The sequence below is a fragment of the Candidatus Poribacteria bacterium genome (assembly GCA_021295755.1).
GTDB lineage: Bacteria > Poribacteria > WGA-4E > WGA-4E > PCPOR2b > PCPOR2b.
On record JAGWBT010000102.1, the window covers coordinates 15,583 to 32,413 of the forward strand.

General features: G+C 48.0%; 16 protein-coding genes and 1 pseudogene. 2 read left to right on the forward strand and 15 right to left on the reverse strand.

The annotated features are described in order from the left end of the window. Positions 1-24 precede the first annotated feature (24 nt). The 3 genes from J4G02_14885 to J4G02_14895 all read right to left on the reverse strand — a co-directional run bounded on the left by J4G02_14885 (position 25) and on the right by J4G02_14895 (position 4,827). Positions 25-1,869 (reverse strand): hypothetical protein, encoded by a 1,845-nt coding sequence (locus J4G02_14885; GenBank protein MCE2395855.1) that lies wholly within the window; start codon positions 1,867-1,869, stop codon positions 25-27. A gap of 126 nt (positions 1,870-1,995) precedes the next feature. Continuing rightward, complete coding sequence (locus J4G02_14890; protein ID MCE2395856.1) at positions 1,996-3,090, reverse strand: aldose 1-epimerase family protein; 1,095 nt, start codon at positions 3,088-3,090, stop codon at positions 1,996-1,998. A 492-nt stretch (positions 3,091-3,582) separates the two neighbouring features. Beyond that, positions 3,583-4,827, reverse strand: a complete 1,245-nt coding sequence (locus J4G02_14895) for an ABC transporter permease (GenBank protein MCE2395857.1) — start codon at positions 4,825-4,827, stop codon at positions 3,583-3,585. Positions 4,828-5,134: 307 nt separating this feature from the next. On the opposite strand from J4G02_14895, the gene J4G02_14900 reads away from it, so the two are divergent. Both J4G02_14900 and J4G02_14905 read left to right on the forward strand, forming a co-directional pair. Beyond that, the gene (locus J4G02_14900; GenBank protein ID MCE2395858.1) at positions 5,135-5,596 is read left to right on the forward strand and encodes a VOC family protein; all 462 of its coding nucleotides are present in this window, start codon (positions 5,135-5,137) and stop codon (positions 5,594-5,596) included. Positions 5,597-5,625: 29 nt separating this feature from the next. Beyond that, positions 5,626-6,966, forward strand: a complete 1,341-nt coding sequence (locus J4G02_14905) for an aspartate aminotransferase family protein (GenBank protein MCE2395859.1) — start codon at positions 5,626-5,628, stop codon at positions 6,964-6,966. An 82-nt stretch (positions 6,967-7,048) separates the two neighbouring features. Here the strand turns inward: J4G02_14905 and J4G02_14910 are convergent, their stop codons facing one another. The 12 genes and pseudogenes from J4G02_14910 to J4G02_14965 all read right to left on the reverse strand — a co-directional run bounded on the left by J4G02_14910 (position 7,049) and on the right by J4G02_14965 (position 16,740). Beyond that, the gene (locus tag J4G02_14910; GenBank protein ID MCE2395860.1) at positions 7,049-7,408 is read right to left on the reverse strand and encodes a hypothetical protein; all 360 of its coding nucleotides are present in this window, start codon (positions 7,406-7,408) and stop codon (positions 7,049-7,051) included. A gap of 24 nt (positions 7,409-7,432) precedes the next feature. Beyond that, on the reverse strand, positions 7,433-7,951 hold the full coding sequence (locus J4G02_14915; protein ID MCE2395861.1) for a hypothetical protein: 519 nt from the start codon (positions 7,949-7,951) through the stop codon (positions 7,433-7,435). Positions 7,952-8,241: 290 nt separating this feature from the next. Further along, a complete protein-coding gene (locus tag J4G02_14920) occupies positions 8,242-8,382 on the reverse strand; it encodes an HNH endonuclease (GenBank protein ID MCE2395862.1) in 141 nt (46 codons plus the stop codon). 287 nt (positions 8,383-8,669) lie between these two features. Further along, on the reverse strand, positions 8,670-9,911 hold the full coding sequence (gene fabF / locus J4G02_14925) for a beta-ketoacyl-ACP synthase II (GenBank protein MCE2395863.1): 1,242 nt from the start codon (positions 9,909-9,911) through the stop codon (positions 8,670-8,672). A gap of 132 nt (positions 9,912-10,043) precedes the next feature. Further along, positions 10,044-10,277, reverse strand: coding sequence for an acyl carrier protein (gene acpP / locus J4G02_14930; GenBank protein ID MCE2395864.1), 234 nt, complete (start codon positions 10,275-10,277; stop codon positions 10,044-10,046). Positions 10,278-10,323: 46 nt separating this feature from the next. Next, complete coding sequence (fabG, locus tag J4G02_14935) at positions 10,324-11,064, reverse strand: 3-oxoacyl-[acyl-carrier-protein] reductase (GenBank protein MCE2395865.1); 741 nt, start codon at positions 11,062-11,064, stop codon at positions 10,324-10,326. A gap of 4 nt (positions 11,065-11,068) precedes the next feature. Then, positions 11,069-12,046, reverse strand: a complete 978-nt coding sequence (gene fabD, locus J4G02_14940; protein MCE2395866.1) for an ACP S-malonyltransferase — start codon at positions 12,044-12,046, stop codon at positions 11,069-11,071. Between the two features lie 131 nt (positions 12,047-12,177). Next, positions 12,178-13,167, reverse strand: a complete 990-nt coding sequence (locus J4G02_14945) for a ketoacyl-ACP synthase III (GenBank protein MCE2395867.1) — start codon at positions 13,165-13,167, stop codon at positions 12,178-12,180. Positions 13,168-13,235: 68 nt separating this feature from the next. Then, on the reverse strand, positions 13,236-13,421 hold the full coding sequence (rpmF, locus tag J4G02_14950; protein MCE2395868.1) for a 50S ribosomal protein L32: 186 nt from the start codon (positions 13,419-13,421) through the stop codon (positions 13,236-13,238). Positions 13,422-13,656: 235 nt separating this feature from the next. Continuing rightward, positions 13,657-14,202, reverse strand: a complete 546-nt coding sequence (locus tag J4G02_14955; GenBank protein MCE2395869.1) for a DUF177 domain-containing protein — start codon at positions 14,200-14,202, stop codon at positions 13,657-13,659. Then, positions 14,199-15,400 (reverse strand): annotated as a pseudogene (locus tag J4G02_14960) (aspartate kinase). Before J4G02_14960 ends, J4G02_14955 begins: the two are co-directional and overlap by 4 nt. A 293-nt stretch (positions 15,401-15,693) precedes the next feature. Next, a complete protein-coding gene (locus tag J4G02_14965; protein ID MCE2395870.1) occupies positions 15,694-16,740 on the reverse strand; it encodes a T9SS type A sorting domain-containing protein in 1,047 nt (348 codons plus the stop codon). Positions 16,741-16,831 lie beyond the last annotated feature (91 nt).

Genomic DNA, 16,831 nt, shown 5'->3' on the forward strand with positions numbered 1-16,831 from the left:
TTTGATGAAACTAGTGTTGTCGAATTACTGCATTCCTCCCATTTGCTGCAGACCAACAAGCATAATGAGGATTTCCTTAAAATCGCCGAGTGAGATAAATAGCTCTCCTGCAACACCGTTGTCCCGATTTTGGCTAGCAATACCGATGCTGTAGGTTTCGGGAATGTTCACCAAAAACATTTGGATCATGCCAATGTTTGGATCTGCTTGCGCAAAAATCTGTACCAAACTCTTGACTGCAGTGATAGGTGAAAGCGCAAAGAACATGTTGTTTTTGAGCGTCAACGCACCGGTCAATTTGGCGTAGCCAACCCCTTCATCAAAGCCTGCCTCCATACCCGCCATTCGGTCTAGTACGCTTTTTATAAGTTGGGCGTTACCCGCCATTGCGTAGAGCATTTTTCCACCGTTGATGACATAGTAGATATTCCACTGCTCTGGGGCAGCAACTTCCATTCCGGGCGGAAGTTCAGCGAAAATGGCGTTGATATTTGGCAGCATATAACTTTTAATCTCCACACCACTGTATATCTCTGGGGGACCTGCAGACACATCGCTGTACATACCAGCGAATTCCTCCGTGGTTCCCAGCGCTTGTATTAGTCCCATGGTCGCTCCCAAATATCCGGTGAAGTCTTTCTCCATGGTAGCTTTAACCTGTGCTTCATCCTTCACATCGTAGATGTATAAAAGGTCAGGCATCAGGCTACTACCGAAATTGACAGAAAAAGCGAACTCATCCCCCAAGCCTGCGTAGAAATTCTTCGTGGCTTCAGTAAGTGCATCGGATGCTTCTTCAATCTTCGCTGTATCCGCGTTTGAACTCGAAGGGATAAATAACTGCATCATTGTCTGTGTAAGCTCAATGAACATCTCCTTCTGAAATTGCATTTCACCATTGAGAAACGCAGTTTGGGGCAGGTATTTAAGATGTGTTAGTTCCTTCGGCATTTGACTAATATACGTTTGGATTTCGCTATCTGGCTTAAATTTGAGGAACGGAGACACCTGGAGGTCGGTCCCGTTGAGCTGCAAGGTAAGACTCAAGGTTTTTGACTGATCCAGCATCCATAGACCGCCGTCAATTAGACTTTGAGCCTGCCCTAAACCGACACGGAGCTCTGGATCGGTTTCTGCACTTGCCTCCATTTCTTCCTTTAATCCTTCCGCTTTTTCAGTCAGCGTGGAACGGAGGGCATCCGCAATCGTATCCATTGCAAAATACGCAATCACGTCATTTACGCCAGATGTGGTATCGAGTTCGAGCGATTGAAAATCGGTAGTGCTTGCAATCGATGGCATCACTTTTTTCTGAGTATCAATGACCTTTTTACAGACCTCCGCTGAACCTGAATAGATCATGACATCGTCCATCAGAACAAATGCGCCCTCCTCACCCGTAGTATAATACGTCACACCGTTATGGGTGGAAGAACTACTGCCTTCCGCCTCCATCTCGATTAGCTGTTTAACGCTTTCCGCATCTTTAACGTGAACCGCAGCGGAATACAGCACTGGATTCACATCGGAGAGAAATACCGCGAAGTTTCTCCGCATATCCAGACCCAGTTCCTCCAATTCTTCTAGCGTTTCAAAACCTGCGCCAAAGGTCTCAGCTAATATCTGAGCGGGTAGTTCTTGCGGTGGATCTTCAGGAATCAGTTCTGTCAGAAGCGTATTAATTTCATCATTAAGTCCTAGTAAACTCGGTATGTAAATCACCCCAACGGTATCGTGGGGGATGACATTCAAAACGCTGTCAGGATCAACATCGGGCGCCGCCATTACTTCTTTCCCGCTGTAGCTTAACACCATGATGCTAGTCAGCAAGATTAGAGTTACGGCAGTTAAACGACCGGGTGCTTTCATAATTTATTTCTCCTTTGTAGAGGTGAGTTGGTAGGTATATAGAATTGATTTTAGCATCATGCTAGTTTACGATAGGCTTGAGAAATTTACACGGTGAATCTATCAACCCGTTTCAGTCGATCCAGATTAGTTATTTCTCTTTGTCGCTTCAATCTTTTCTGCTAGCCTCTCAATTGCTGTGTTAGAAGTCAGAACACCGATTTCAACTTCGTAATGCCTGCGTCCACCCGGTTCTAGAAATTCCAGCGTCCCTCGTTCTCTCTCCTTTGACCTGCCATCGACCCAACAGTTTGCCGGTTCCAACCCGATAACATAGAGACCCTCAGCGTTCATTTTCCACTGGACGAATCTGGGAAGCTGCGTTTTGTGGTATCTCACGTACAGCCCGAGACCTTGTCCATTGTTGAAGGACCGATTGACCAGAGCAACGTAGATATGGTTATCCTCATCCGCTTCCATCTCATGATAATACACCTCTTCACGAAAATCGACAGTAGGTGCTTCGCACCGCGCATGGTCGCTCAATTTTCCCGCGGCGTGTTCATCCATTGGGGTTACTTGCGACGAAGGGGCAATCAACTCGGAACCTTCAGCAACGATTGGAAACCCGGGATTGATATGGAATAGATACATGTGCGGTGTATCCTGATAGCCAAGATTCTCAACAATATCTTCAATATGGAGTTTGGTTGCGCCAAGTTCTGTCCAAATACGACGGGTTCGACAGAGGTTTTCACCGTAGACCGTTGTTTCTGTCACCTTGCCTTGAGTCCACATGATGTACCGATCTCCCTCCCAACGGCTATCGATCCATACATTTTGGGCGGGGATATAAGAGACACGACCGTGTAAACCAAGCGATTCTTCCTCGTCGGTATCCGGCTCGCCAAGGTAGGTCATGCCGCAGGTGGTTAGTAACCCACCAAAGAATCCACGCAGCCAGCCGTTCCCCTCTGGTTCATAATAGGTCGATGCGACATCGCCGGTGCTGGAGCGCCAGCACAATGGAATACCGTTGTATTCTGCATAAGAGATGTCCAATCCACGGTCTGGTAGAACAGAAAAATTTAACCCGGAGCCCGTCCGAAAATCAACGCCAGCCACCCCTTTTTCCGACCCACTCGCTAATTCATATTGCTTCACACCGGCAATTTGGGAGATGTCCCCAACATGCCGAAGCAGTTGTAGGCGATGGTACTCCTCGCCATATAAGTTGATCACATTTATCCCTCCTTTTATACTCGCATTTTCTAATTTTTATCAAATTGTTTTTGCCTATGTGGCGTTCTGCTTGATAGTTGACATTTTGCTGCCGCCACTTTGGGAAACGCTTGAACCTCTGACCGTTCACGCTTTGCGTCTCATCCATTCTATACACATGCCCCCCGCTGGGGCTTTAAGGACTGTACCGTTGCGCGTACTATATACATATCGCCCCGCTGGGGCTAAATGAACTAATGAACCCCTAACCCTTTACGTTTCATGTTCACTATAGTTGGGTTTCGCTATATCTATCTATAAAACAACGGTGTTGAAAGGTAGCGGGTCTATTGTGGTTGATAGGGATTCGATTTTAACCGCTCAACCCAACCTACAATATTCAATATACACTAGCCCGTAGCTCTATGTGCACATCTCGACACGAAAATGTCGATTTTCCAAAATCAACCTACTTAACTCCACCTATGTAGTGGCTTCTTCTTAATAGCAACTTTATTCATGCCGCAAAGCCTCGGTCGGCATCAAGCGCGCCGCCTTATACGCAGGAAGAATCCCAAAAACGACACCAATCAACATGGAAGAACCGAAAGCAACGGCTGCCGCCCATAGAGATACCACGGCGGGCCATTCCGTCTCCTTGATGAGGAAGGTTGTGACTCCCCATGCGACCACAAAAGTAATGAATCCACTAATGAGAATCCCAATCAGTCCCCCAGAGACGCTCAGAACAACCGATTCGATTAGAAACTGCTGTAGAATGTCACGGTGTCGCGCACCAACGGCTTTGCGCAGTCCAATTTCCCGCGTGCGTTCCGTAACGGAAACGAGCATGATATTCATGATACCAATGCCGCCGACCAATAAGGAGATGCTCGCGACACCGCCCAGTAGAATTTTGAGCACCCGACTGACGTTCCCGACCTGTTCCAATACCGCCTTTGCGGTGTAAAACTGGAAGTGTTCTTCAGTGCCGTGTTGGCGACGCAGGGTAATCTTCACTTCGGCGAGTGCCTGATCCACCTTTTCAAAGCTCTCCGCTTTCATCCATAGTTCAAATCCCCGCTTCTGATCACCGATGAAACGGGTCCACATCGTCGTGAACGGCACAATCAACTTTCTATCCCAACCGCCCGTCGCCATTCTGTCGCCCTTCTCCTCCATCACCCCAACGACGGTAAAGCGCTGCCTGCCAATCTTTAACTCTTGACCGATTGGATCGGTTTTGCCAAATAGATCCCTCTGAACTTCAACCCCAATCGCACATACTGATTCGTTCCGATCCAGATCCTCCTGTTGGATAAAACGCCCGGATTGAACATACCAATTGTGAACTTCTTGATAAAACGGCGTAACCCCTTCAAAACGGAAATGCTTCGTCTCCCCTTTGTACGATATGGGCCGCGCCATAGTGTCAATTTCCCCGGTGATGCTTTTCACCGACGGGCAAGCCATCGTGATTGCCTCAATATCTTCGTAGTCGAGATACACCGGAGCTTTATTCTGGATCCATTCTCCATCTTCTCTCTGGATCCAGCGCGGACGGAAACAGATAATTAAATCGGATCCACCCATCCGTTCAAATTCTGCTAAGACTAAAAACTTTGCCCCATCGCCAATCGAGACCATGCCGACAACCGCAGAAATACCGATGATGATACCGAGCATCGTCAGTAATGATCTGAGTTTATTCCGTCTCAGCGCAGCCAATCCAATGAGTAAACTTTGTATGATTTGCATTCAATTCTCCTGTATCTTTTGCCTTCACCTCTGTCTACACATTGAGACGGAATTTAGTAGGTAAGGATTAACACGCACCGTGAGTGAAACGTAAAACGTGAAACGTGATGCGTAGATTGGTTCATTAGTGAAGCAACCCGCATCAAAGGTTACTACTGCTATCCGCATTCAATAGTACCGCTTAAAAATTATAGCACGATTTACACAAGTCTGAAACAACATTCCGAATTGACACCATATCGCATTTTTGGTAAAATGCTTGGAGGTAGTAAAGGCAGTCAATGACATGCAACCTTGAGGAGGCAGCATGAAAGTCACCGGAGCGCACCATACCAGTTACACTGTTTCTAACCTTGAACGCTCACTGGAGTTCTATGTCGGATTGCTCGGCTGCCAGGTGATTTGGCAGCGCGAAAACCGCGACCAATACTTCCGCGATATTGTAGGCTATCCTGATAGTGTCGCAAAGATGGCAATGTTAAGTATTCCAGGCTCGCCCCACGCTATTGAGTTAATTGAGTACATTGTTCCGCGTGGTGTCTCCGCCGATGTTCGCACCAAAAACGTGGGCAGTTCACATATCGCATTTCTGGTTGACGACCTCCGGTCAGGGTATGAGGAATTGTGCGCAGCGGGTGTAAAGTTCCGTTCACCACCTGTCGCGATTACGGCAGGGGCGAATAAAGGCGCTTGGGCGGTTTACCTGACAGATCCGGATGGGATCACGATGGAGTTCTTTCAACCACCAAAGACAGAAACGAAGTCATAATATAAGTCAGCAGTAAATAAGGGGGTAGTATGGACAAACAAGCATTACAAAATTCGCTGGACAGTTTAATCACGGAGTATGTAGCTAACAATCCACGCTCAGGGGAGATGTTTGAGCGGGCGAAGGAATCGCTGCCGGGCGGCAACACCCGTACTGGTGCGTATATGTCTCCCTTTCCAATCTATATAGAGCGTGGCGAAGGCGTCTATTTCTACGATCTAGATGGCCACCGTTTATTGGACTTTGTCAACAACAACACCGCTCTGATTCTAGGTCACGCTCACCCTGCGATTGTCGAAGCACTTCAGGACCGTGTGGCAAAAGGAACAGCGTTTTCTCGACCGACAGCCCTTGAAGTTGAAATGGCGGAGTTGCTGCGGGAACGGGTGCCCTCTTTGGAACGAATTCGCTTCTGTAGCTCCGGAACTGAGGCAGTGCTGAACGCATTGAGAGTCGCTAGGGCTTTCACTAGCAAACGCAAAATTGCCAGATTTGAAGGGGCATATCACGGTGTGGGTGAATACGCGCTCGTTAGTTACGTTCCGCCGTTGGGACCAGAGTTGGGACCTGCCGATCGCCCCCGATCAGTTCCTTCGACAGCAGGCCTCTCACCAGCAGTCCTCGAAGAGGTGTTGGTACTGCCGTTTAACGACGCGGATGCCTGTGCAGAAATCATAAACGAAAATGCTAATGATTTGGCAGCTGTAATCGTGGATCCTTTGGCAACGGGTGCAGGAACCTGTATCCCGGTAGACGGTTTCTTAACTCGGCTCAGAGAACTTACAACACAGGCAGACGCACTACTAGTTTTTGATGAGATTATCAGTTTCAGGGCTTCCCCCGGTGGTGCACAGGAACTTTACGGTGTGAGACCTGATTTGACGTGCATGGCAAAAGTTATTGCAGGTGGAACGGCGGGAGCTGCCTTTGGAGGACGCGCTGATGTGATGGAATTGTACAGTCCCCTATCCGGAGCGAAGATTCCTCAGTCAGGGACCTACAACGCAAATCCCATCGCTACAGTTGCCGGACTCGTCACGCTCCAAACGATGACACCGGAGGCATACGACAAAATCGGTGCGTTGACACAACGGTTAGGAGCAGGATTGGTATCTGTGTTTGATGATGTAGGAATCGAAGCCCAAGTCACTGCCGTTGGCTCACTTTTCCGCGTCCACTTCCTGCCTCGTCCTCCACGGAACTATCGAGAAGCTGCGCAGGATGACAAGCTATTGCAGGATTACCTCTTCTTCTGGCTCCTGAATCACGGGATTCATTGGACGAGCGGTGGGAATATATCCCTCCCGATGACGGAGGAACATATTGACAGATTGGTGTCCGAAGTTCGGAATGCGTTCCAACAGTTCTGAACCACGGTAATGAGAGAACATCTGTGAGAAGAAGGATTAGGCTCTAAGGGATCTCATAAAGAGCCTACCTTCTTTTTCTACTTCATAAAGATTCTACCTTTAAAATATGCTCTACCAACTTTCTTTTCCCCTCAACATTTACAATAATATTAAATGCCCAGAGTAGCGGATCTGTCAACTCATCAACAGTGTCTATGAATTTTTCTCGGTCTACAAGATCTTGCGGAAGACGTTGTGTAGAGGCTAAAACTTCGGAATCTAAACACTTTTGTTTTTCTCTCTCATCAGATGCTATGAATCCACCAAGCGCGTCACGATACGTTTTATAAAATAGAAGTTTCTTGTCAAAAACTTGTCGTAATTGCACCGTAATCTCAACATTCCCTAAATGCCCACATTTCCTGTAAAAAGATGTTGCTGTTTTAACCAGTTTACCAATCACCCGGACAAATTGCCAAAAGCTACATCATTCTTCTTCCTCATTAGAACGCCGCCATATCTTGTCTAATGTCTCTCTATGATAGACAATCCCATACTCATTTAATTCCCAGTAAGTATCTAAGCCTCTGTTTCCTGTCTTTAGAGCAATCCATCCACCCGCAACTCTTGACGAGTTCTGCCAGTATAAGCCCCCTTCTTCCGTTACAAATTCATAGATATCTCCTGTTGAAATGACAGGACGATAGGGAAATACCGGATGGGCCGTCACTGTAATATTCGACCAAATTACCCGAAAAATCGATGTTATTCTCGCTTCAATTCGCTCGCTAATTTGTCGAGTAACTGTCTGCGAATCCTCACGGCGTTTCAACATATATTCGATTTGGTCAATTTCTGCAAGTCTAAGTTCATACGGTTGGGTGATACTACCAACTCGAATATAAACTCTCGTAGACTTCTCAATTGCGTGAGGCGCTCGCGGGCTTTCATTAACACGAATTACAACAACTACATTGTTTCCGTTAGGAACCTCACAGATTATCACTTCAGGTATAACTGCGGGGTAAATACCGGTAAGGGCACTCTACTGGATCTGCTCTTCAATTCCGCTTCTCTCGGGTATGCCCTGAACAGGAAATATGACTTGATTCATTGAATCAGTCTCCGCACCAATAATGAAAATGCCGCCGAAGCTATTGGCAAAAGACGACACGATTTTAGGGATATCCTTAATTTCCTACTTATATTCTACTCGCACACCTTCATCAAATTCGCGACAAAAAGCTTCAATATCTGAAAAAGCGATCTCGTCTGCAACCTTTGTGAACATAACTTTTAACCGCTTTCTAATTTCGCCTGCAACTCCGCAGATGTTCCCATTCCCTTCATCGAATTGCAAGTCCCACACAGCACCGACAGGCTTTCAAAGAGATCTGTCCCTCCCTCACTGCGAGGGATTTTGTGATCTATTGTCAAATTGCTATGCCTAAGCACTTACGGCAGTTACCTAATTGATTCGAGCGTTGGGAGTTGTCCTGTATAGCGATGGATTTCGAACTACAAGACTTTGAATGTTCAACGGCGTAAGCCCTAATAGGGAAAAAATAAGGCTCATGTAAAGAAATCGTGCGACAGAAACCGTAGGGGCAACCACAAGGGTTGCCCCTACGGTTTCTCCCTTCGCGCTTTGCACTTTCTGTTTACATGAGCCAAAAATGAAACACTTCAGTCTCTATTAAGTTATAGCTAACAGCGGGCAGATTTCATGCCACATATTTTCGGACAGCAATGGATGTGTTGTGTCCGCCAAAACCGAATGCGTTGGACAGTGCGACCTGAATATCCGCGGATCGTCCTTGATTCGGCACACAGTCTAGATCACATCCTGGATCAGGATTTTCGTAGTTGATGGTTGGTGGGATATAGTCGTTTTCCATTGCGCACAAGGTGGCAATCAACTCGACTGCTCCGGCAGCACCTAGCAGGTGACCTATCATAGATTTTGTCGCACTCATGGGAAGACGATTGGCATGGTCCCCGAAAAGCGACTTAACAGCCAGTGTTTCTGCAATATCGCCCGATGGCGTTGAGGTGCCGTGGGCATTGATATAATCAACGTCCTCCGGTGCGATTTGGGCATCTCTGAGTGCCAATTCCATTGACTTGGCAGCACCTTCTCCGTTTTCACTTGGGTGCACCATATCATACGCATCGGCACTCATCCCGTAGCCGACGATCTCGCCATAGATAGGCACATTGCGTTTCAAGGCGTGTGAGAGGGATTCCAAGACTATCACGCCTGCCCCTTCGCCCATCACAAACCCATCACGCTCTTTATCAAATGGACGGCTTGCCCGCTGTGGTTCGTTGTTGCGTGTAGACATCGCGCGCATGGCGCAGAAGCCAGCAAAACTCAATGGGGTGATTGCGTCTTCCGAACCACCGGTAAACATCACGTCAGCATCGCCACGTTGGATAATTTTGAACGATTCCCCAATCGCGTTATTCGCGGTTGCACAGGCGGTGACAGATGCAAAATTGGGGCCCTTGAGCTTCAAATGAATCGAGATCTGCCCGGCAGCCATGTTAATAATCTCGTAAGGGACAAAAAATGGGCTGACCCGTCTCGGTCCTTTTTCCATCAAGATTCGGTGATTTTCTTCTAGAATGCTGATACCACCAATTCCGGATCCGACGCCAACGCCAACGCGGTAAGGATCTAGCGAAGAAAGGTCGAGATCCGCATCCTGTTGGGCTTGGATTGCAGACACCAGTGCGTATTGGATAAACAGTGGCAAACGCGCCACAGCCTTCCGCGGCAGATAGGTCTCCGGCGCAAACCCTTTGATCTCGCCCCCAATCTGCGTACGAAAATCTTCCGGATCAAAATGTGTCACCCGATCAATACCGCTTTTGCCTACCGCAATTGATTCCCAAAACTCATCTTTAGTGTTGCCTACAGAACAGACAACTCCCATTCCAGTGATAACGACTCGATTCCCCACGAATATACCTCTTTGTAAGGGAATGTGTGCTGTTACATAACCAAAGGTTGATAGCACACGCTCCCCACGTAATAAGCAGAAACTGTCTGCCGAATCGGTAGCTACGGCACTCTAATTGAGCAAATACAACTATTAGATATTCTCATCTAGGTAATTAAGCGCTTGTTGCACAGTGCGAATCTTTTCAGCTTCACTGTCCGGAATTTCAATATCAAATTCCTCTTCAAGTGCCATAATTAATTCCACTGTATCCAACGAGTCAGCACCTAAATCATCCATAAACGAGGCATCAGGTTTAACCTGCTCTTCGTCAATCTGTAACTGATCTGCAATCATTTTGATAATTTGATTTTGATCTATTGCCATTGATTTATTAACCTCCAAAGTTATTGAAAATTGTACATGGATTCACTTACATAAACATACCACCATCAACTTGGATAGCTTGCCCTGTGATGTATCGGGCGGCATCTGACGCCAAAAACAGAGCAGTTTCTGCGACATCCGCTGGTGTACCGAAACTGCCCGCTGGAATCATCTCTAACATTTTCTGTTGATCTGTTTCCGATATTTTTTCTGTCATATCAGTTGTGATAAAACCGGGGGTAATTGCATTCACCGTGATACCACGGCTGCCGGCTTCTTTGGCAACGGATTTCGTCAAGCCAATGATTCCGGCTTTGGAAGCGGCGTAGTTCGCTTGTCCGGCATTTCCTGCAACTCCCACAACTGATGAGATATTAATGATTCGTCCACTTCTTTGGCGCATCATCGATCGGATAACCATCCGCATACAATACGCCGTTCCGGTGAGATTGGTTTGTAAAACCACCTCCCAGTCCTCATCCTTCATCCGCATAAACAATGTATCACGGGTAATTCCAGCATTATTTACAAGGATATCGACACGGTCAAATTCTTCCAGCGTTAGATCCACAAGTGCCTCTACATCGGCTTTGTTGGAAATATCAGCTTGTGTTGATTTTGCGTTTCCAGCTTCATCTGAAAGGGATTCAACGATGGTAGCAACCGATTCAGCGGAACGTGAACAGAGCATCACAGATGCACCTTCCTGACAGAATTTTCGAGCAATCGCTTCCCCGATTCCACGTGATGCACCTGTTACAATTGCTACCTTGTCCTTAAGTATCATTTAATCAACCTTTATTGGCTAGTTCCATCACTTTATTGAGGCTCTTAGTATCCTCAACATTCAGGCAAATCGCGTCTGGAAGGGTACGACGTACCATCCCAGAAAGGACTGTTCCAGGTCCTACCTCTACAAAGTGTGAGATACCGGCAGCCCCAATAGTCCGTGTTGACTTTTCCCACTGAACGGCCGAGGTCACCTGCGCTATCAACAAACGGCGAACTTCGTCCGCAGTTTGAACAAAGTTGCCCGTTACGTTAGCAGCCACCTGAATACTTGGATTGTTGAACTGGAAATCGTTGATTACAGTCTGAAGTTGCTCTTGTGCCGGTGCCATTAAGGAAGAATGAAACGCACCACTCACTTCAAGTTTGAGGGCACGTCTAGCATCTGCCTCCTTTGCGCTATCCATGACGCGCTCAACAGCGGCGGTATCGCCGGAAACAATTAGTTGCCCGGGACAATTGTAATTTGCGATTTGAACCACCCCGTTCCTTGCATCTTGATCCTGGTCAGACGACGCAGCTTCGCAAAGCTCCTGTAACGTTGCTTCCTCCAAGCCTAAAATTGCAGCCATTGTGCAATCTTGTCGCTGGGAAGCCTCTGCCATGAATTGCGCCCGATATTCGACCAACTTCAGCGCATCCGCGAAGGTAAGCACGTCCGCCGCAACGAGGGCGGAATACTCTCCGAGGCTATGACCGGCAACCGCTTTCGGCGCAATCCCGTGTTCGTTCAAGACTCGCAACACCGCAACGCTACATGTTAGAATCGCCAGTTGTGTATTTTCGGTCTGTTTCAGTGCTTCCGCGGGTCCTTCAAAGCAGAGCTGGCTTAACTTCCGATTCAGGATCGCGTCCGCCTCGTCAAAGGCCGCACGCGCTGTGGCGTATTCTTGGGAAAGTTCCAAACCCATTCCCACTTTTTGGGCACCTTGACCGGGAAAGAGAAAAGCAAGCGCGTCTTTTAGCGAGGATTCGATCATATCAGACATAAACCCTAAATTTCTGGTTTGTTTAGATTTTCGCTCATGTTAAGAAATCGTACAACAGAAACCGAGTTTTCAAGAAAAAACTCGGTTTCTCCTACTGCTTCGCACTTTCTTTTTATATGAGCCTAGATCTTAATCAGAGTGCTTCCCCATGTCAGGCCGGCACCAAATGTAACTAGTAATACTAAGTCATCCGGTTTAACCCGTCCGGACCGGAGGGCTTCGTCAAGCGCAACGATTGTAGTGGCGGCAGAGGTGTTTCCGTACTTGTCAACATTGATATACACTTTTTCTGGGTCAATCCCAATCCGCTCTCCCACGGCTTCGATGATGCGGATATTCGCCTGATGCGGGATAAGTAGATCTATATCATCAACAGTCAGTCCTGCCATGTCCAACGCCCGTTGAGCGGCTTCTGGCATAATACGGGTACCCAGCTTGAACACCTCTCGTCCACGCATCTTGATCGAATGCATTCTGTCATCAATGGTCTCATGGCTTGCCGGAAGGCGTGTACCGCCTGCGGGCATCCCTAACAGATCTGTATCGGCATAATCGCCATCAGATCCGATATAAGATGCCAGAATTCCTTTTTCCTCATCTGTTCCCTGCACGATTGCAGCACCTGCCGCATCTCCGAACAAAACACAGGTATTCCGGTCTTCCCAATCGAGAATTTTATTAAAAACCTCTCCACCGACAACTAGAATCGTTTGATAACGTCCGGACCGAATCATACCGTCAGCAAGGTCAAGTCCATAGATAAACCCTGCACAAGCTGCCGAGAGATCAAAGGCACAAGCGTTTTTAGCACCGATGCCTTGCTGCACATAACATGCAGTTGAAGGAAAAAATGTATCAGGGGTCGCAGTACCAACAATGACCATCTCAACGTCAAGCGGATCAATATCGGCGGCTTTAATAGCTTGGCGACTAGCTCGAACACATAAATCCGAGGTTGCCATATCAGGTTCCGCAATGCGTCGCTCTACAATGCCAGTTCGCTGTCGAATCCATTCATCGCTAGTATCGACCAGTTTTTCTAGGTCAAGGTTTGTTAAAACTCCCTCCGGCAGGTATGAACCCGTCCCGGTAATTGCTGTATGTCGAGCCATTATGATAGCGTCCTTTTTGGTTTCAGCCGTTATTTAATCCCACAGTTGAAGCTGATTATAGTATAGGCTTAAGCTTCTTCAGCCGTTTTCACCACAACCCGCCCGTTATAGTATCCACAGCTCGGACAAACACGATGAGATAGGATTGTTTCTGAACAGTGGGGACATGTTGAAACAAATTTTTCCCCAAGTGCATGGTGGCTTCTTCGCATTCGTTTTTTTGATTTTGAGGTTCGACGTTTTGGATGTGCCATAGGTTATCTCCTTATTATCGCATGAATTTTGTATTTTGACGCAAGTTGCTGCTTGTTGTTTCGATGCCTTTCTGAATCGTGATGCGTAATGCGTAAGAAGTTCATTATGGATGCCTTGGTGCAAATAACAAACTAATGAACTCTTAGGGGGTTACAGCATACTTTGCCCCGATGAATCGGGATTCAAAGCAGATGCTTACTACTAGCAATTTGCGTTATTTTAGCATCAGACAAATCAGTTTTCAAGCGCACGGTCAGACTGATCTAGCAAATCCGCCAAAGCAGCAAATGGCGAGGAACTCTCTTCAGAGATCTGACAACCACAGTCAACAACATTTCGATTTTCTCCACATTGCGGGCAGAGTCCCTTACATTCCTCCGAGCAGAGAGGCCAGTTCGGAATTTCGAGCATGAGGCTTTGCCGGACCTCCTCCGATAAATCGATTGTATCTCCCAAATAATACCGCTCGCCGGTATCCGCATGCCATGGCTCAGAAGGCGTAGCCACATCGGTTGGATAAAATTGGGCTTCGATATCCCCCGAAACAGTCGTTGCAAACGGCTCAACACAGCAACGACACTCGACCTCAACCGATGCTGAAAAACTCCCTTTCACATAAACATCTTCCACGCGGCGTGAGAGTTCGAGATGTCCGTGAATATCTGCAACAAAATGTGCTTCTTCTAGCGCTAAATCAATTTCCGCCGAAGGCACCCAAACTTCACGGCGTGTGATTTGGCTGTCAGAAATTTCTCTAACAATGAATTCGAGCGTTTTCACAAAGAAGTGCCCCCGAGTTCAAATCGATCGTGAATTGTACGCACAGCACGTTCCGTTTCACTCTCATCAATCACACAAGAAATTGTGATTTCTGAAGAACTAATCATCTGAATATTGATATTTGCATCAGCGAGAGCTTGGAACATTCGGGCAGCGATACCCACATGACTCTTCATCCCAATTCCGACTAACGACACCTGCGCAATGTTTTTGTCTGGGCTAACGCTGGCGAAACCCACTTCGCTTTTGAGTCCTTCGATGATTTTAATTGTTGCTTGCAGGTCCTTCTCAGTAACTGTAAACGCTATGTCGGCTGTATAACCATATCAATACTGATGTGGGCATCAGCAACTGCCTGAAAAATACGCGCCGCGATCCCCGGTATGTCCGGCACACCGAGCAGCGATACCTTTGCTTGGTCTTTATCAGAGGTCACCGCACTGACAACAACTTCTTCTATCATCTCGTCTTCCTTTACCACCATTGTGCCTTCGGCTTCGCTGAAGCTAGAGCGGACGCAAAGATGAACACTAAATTTCTTCGCAAGCTCTACACATCGAGAGTGCAAGACCCTTGCACCAAGTCTCGCCATCTCAAGCATTTCATCATGAGTAATCTGGTCGTGCTTACGGGCATTTGGAACGACACGTGGGTCTGCTGTGTAAACGCCTTCTACATCCGTATAAATATCACAACGATCAGCCTCTAACGTTGCGGCAATGGCAACAGCAGTGGTATCGGAGGCACCTCGTCCGAGGGTCGTAATCTCGTTATCAATGGTTACCCCCTGAAAACCCGCTAGTATAACAATCCTTCCACGCTCAAGTTCCGATAGGATGCGCCCTTTGTTGATGCTCTGAATTCGGGCATTGCTATAGAAGCCGCTGGTGATGATGCCGACCTGCGTCCCTGTGAGGGAGATTGCTTCGTATCCAAGTTCTGAAACCGCCATCGCCAACAAGGCAATTGAAACCTGTTCACCGGTGGACAGCAGCATGTCAAGTTCCCGTTCAGGGGGATCTACAGAGATCTCGTGGGCAAGTCGAATCAGATTATCAGTCGTATCTCCCATCGCAGACACGGCGACAACAACAGCGTGTCCACCCTCATGTGTCAGTGCGATTCGCTTGGCAACATTTTTGATCTTTGTAGCATCCGCGACTGAGCTCCCACCAAATTTTTGGACAATGATTCCCACACTTATTAACCTCTTGGCTTATGTTAAGAAATCGTGCAACAGAAACCGAGACGTGATGCGTGAAACGTGATATTGGAAGAATGGAAGAGAATCTAACGCAAGTGCTTGCATCCCGATCTATCGAGGGACGCCATGACGCAGAGAAAAAAAGCGGAAAACGCGCAGAAGCCTTTGTCCTGTTTTCCCGTTTTCATCTTCTTTGGGTCCCCGCGCCTTTGCGTTTGATTTAACCCATCCTTGCACACCATGACTTACTGCTATTGTCCACCATCTGCAAGCCAAGCCGAGCCGGGCTACTTGGCGATTACCATCCGTCTCGTGGCAGTATAATCCCCGGCGGACAGGTGATAGAAATACACACCGCTTGCCACCGGCTCACCCAACTCGTTTCTCCCATCCCAATAGACCGCCTTTGACCGACTCTCGTAGACCGCCGCAATCCGATGCCCAACGTCGAGCCTACGGACCACTCGACCTCCTCCGTCATAGATGGTCAACGTGACGAAGGCATCCTCCGCCAACCGGTACGGTATCCATGTCTCTGGGTTGAACGGATTCGGATAGTTTCGCAACAACGCCGTCTCTACCGGTATCTCGTAGGCAACTAATGCAGGCAACTGAATCCAGCTCCGCTTCACATCTTCAGCCATTACGGTATACCATAATGGCTGAACCCCGACAAACGGCTCTGAGGATTGCACAGAGATTTCGAGGATATCCCCAATCATAGCCGCCTGTCCCGTCTCTATGTCAACAACGGTGAGTTGATAGCCAACCCCTTCATTTCCGGTCATACCGGTAACCGCTCTGCCAGTCGTAGACTCTCGGTCTTTGATCGGAGTTGAAAGGTTCTTGACGGTCACCTGGAAACCCGACCCCGACTGTAGGTGGTGGGACAAGATGCCCCACCTACGGCTGGGGTCGGGTGAAACGATTGACCCTCTCACCGCCAAAACAGGAGTCGTATCCCCCACTTCAACACCCGTGCTTGCCATCGGCGGAGCGGCATCCGTTCCTGAGACGTTAGTCCATCCCTCACCGGAGATAGCCATTGTCGCAGCCTCCCGAGCGATTAGGATAAAGGATTGTCCCCCCGTGATGGGGATATCGCCGGGATCGCCTGCCCGCCCGACTGTCTTGAACGCCCCGTTATCTGAAACGATAATCACAGGGACGTTGTCCCGAATCCCATCGAGTGCGAACAGGTCACTCACCCGGGCTATCCTTGAATCTTTCAATGGCACACCCACTAGGTTGGTGCCCCGGTTCAAGGTAATGGTGCTATTTCCGTTTGTACCCAGCGCGTTGCCACTTAGACGAAGGGTCACGGCTTGGGTCATAATGGCAACGATACCGATCTCATCGGTCAACACTTTGTCCCTGGACGTGCCTTTGTCCGCGGTGTCGAAATAGGCGAGCCAACCCCCAGTT

Excerpts from the sequence above, each read along its gene's own strand:
- J4G02_14945 (MCE2395867.1), bottom strand. The coding sequence starts at position 13,167 with ATGGCTCGACATACAGCAATTACCGGGACGGGTTCATACCTGCCGGAG.
- acpP (MCE2395864.1), bottom strand. The coding sequence starts at position 10,277 with ATGGCAATAGATCAAAATCAAATTATCAAAATGATTGCAGATCAGTTA.
- fabG (MCE2395865.1), bottom strand. The coding sequence starts at position 11,064 with ATGATACTTAAGGACAAGGTAGCAATTGTAACAGGTGCATCACGTGGA.
- rpmF (MCE2395868.1), bottom strand. The coding sequence starts at position 13,421 with ATGGCACATCCAAAACGTCGAACCTCAAAATCAAAAAAACGAATGCGA.
- J4G02_14965 (MCE2395870.1), bottom strand. The coding sequence starts at position 16,740 with ATGACCCAAGCCGTGACCCTTCGTCTAAGTGGCAACGCGCTGGGTACA.
- J4G02_14905 (MCE2395859.1), top strand. The coding sequence starts at position 5,626 with ATGGACAAACAAGCATTACAAAATTCGCTGGACAGTTTAATCACGGAG.
- fabD (MCE2395866.1), bottom strand. The coding sequence starts at position 12,046 with ATGATCGAATCCTCGCTAAAAGACGCGCTTGCTTTTCTCTTTCCCGGT.
- J4G02_14900 (MCE2395858.1), top strand. The coding sequence starts at position 5,135 with ATGAAAGTCACCGGAGCGCACCATACCAGTTACACTGTTTCTAACCTT.
- J4G02_14895 (MCE2395857.1), bottom strand. The coding sequence starts at position 4,827 with ATGCAAATCATACAAAGTTTACTCATTGGATTGGCTGCGCTGAGACGG.
- J4G02_14885 (MCE2395855.1), bottom strand. The coding sequence starts at position 1,869 with ATGAAAGCACCCGGTCGTTTAACTGCCGTAACTCTAATCTTGCTGACT.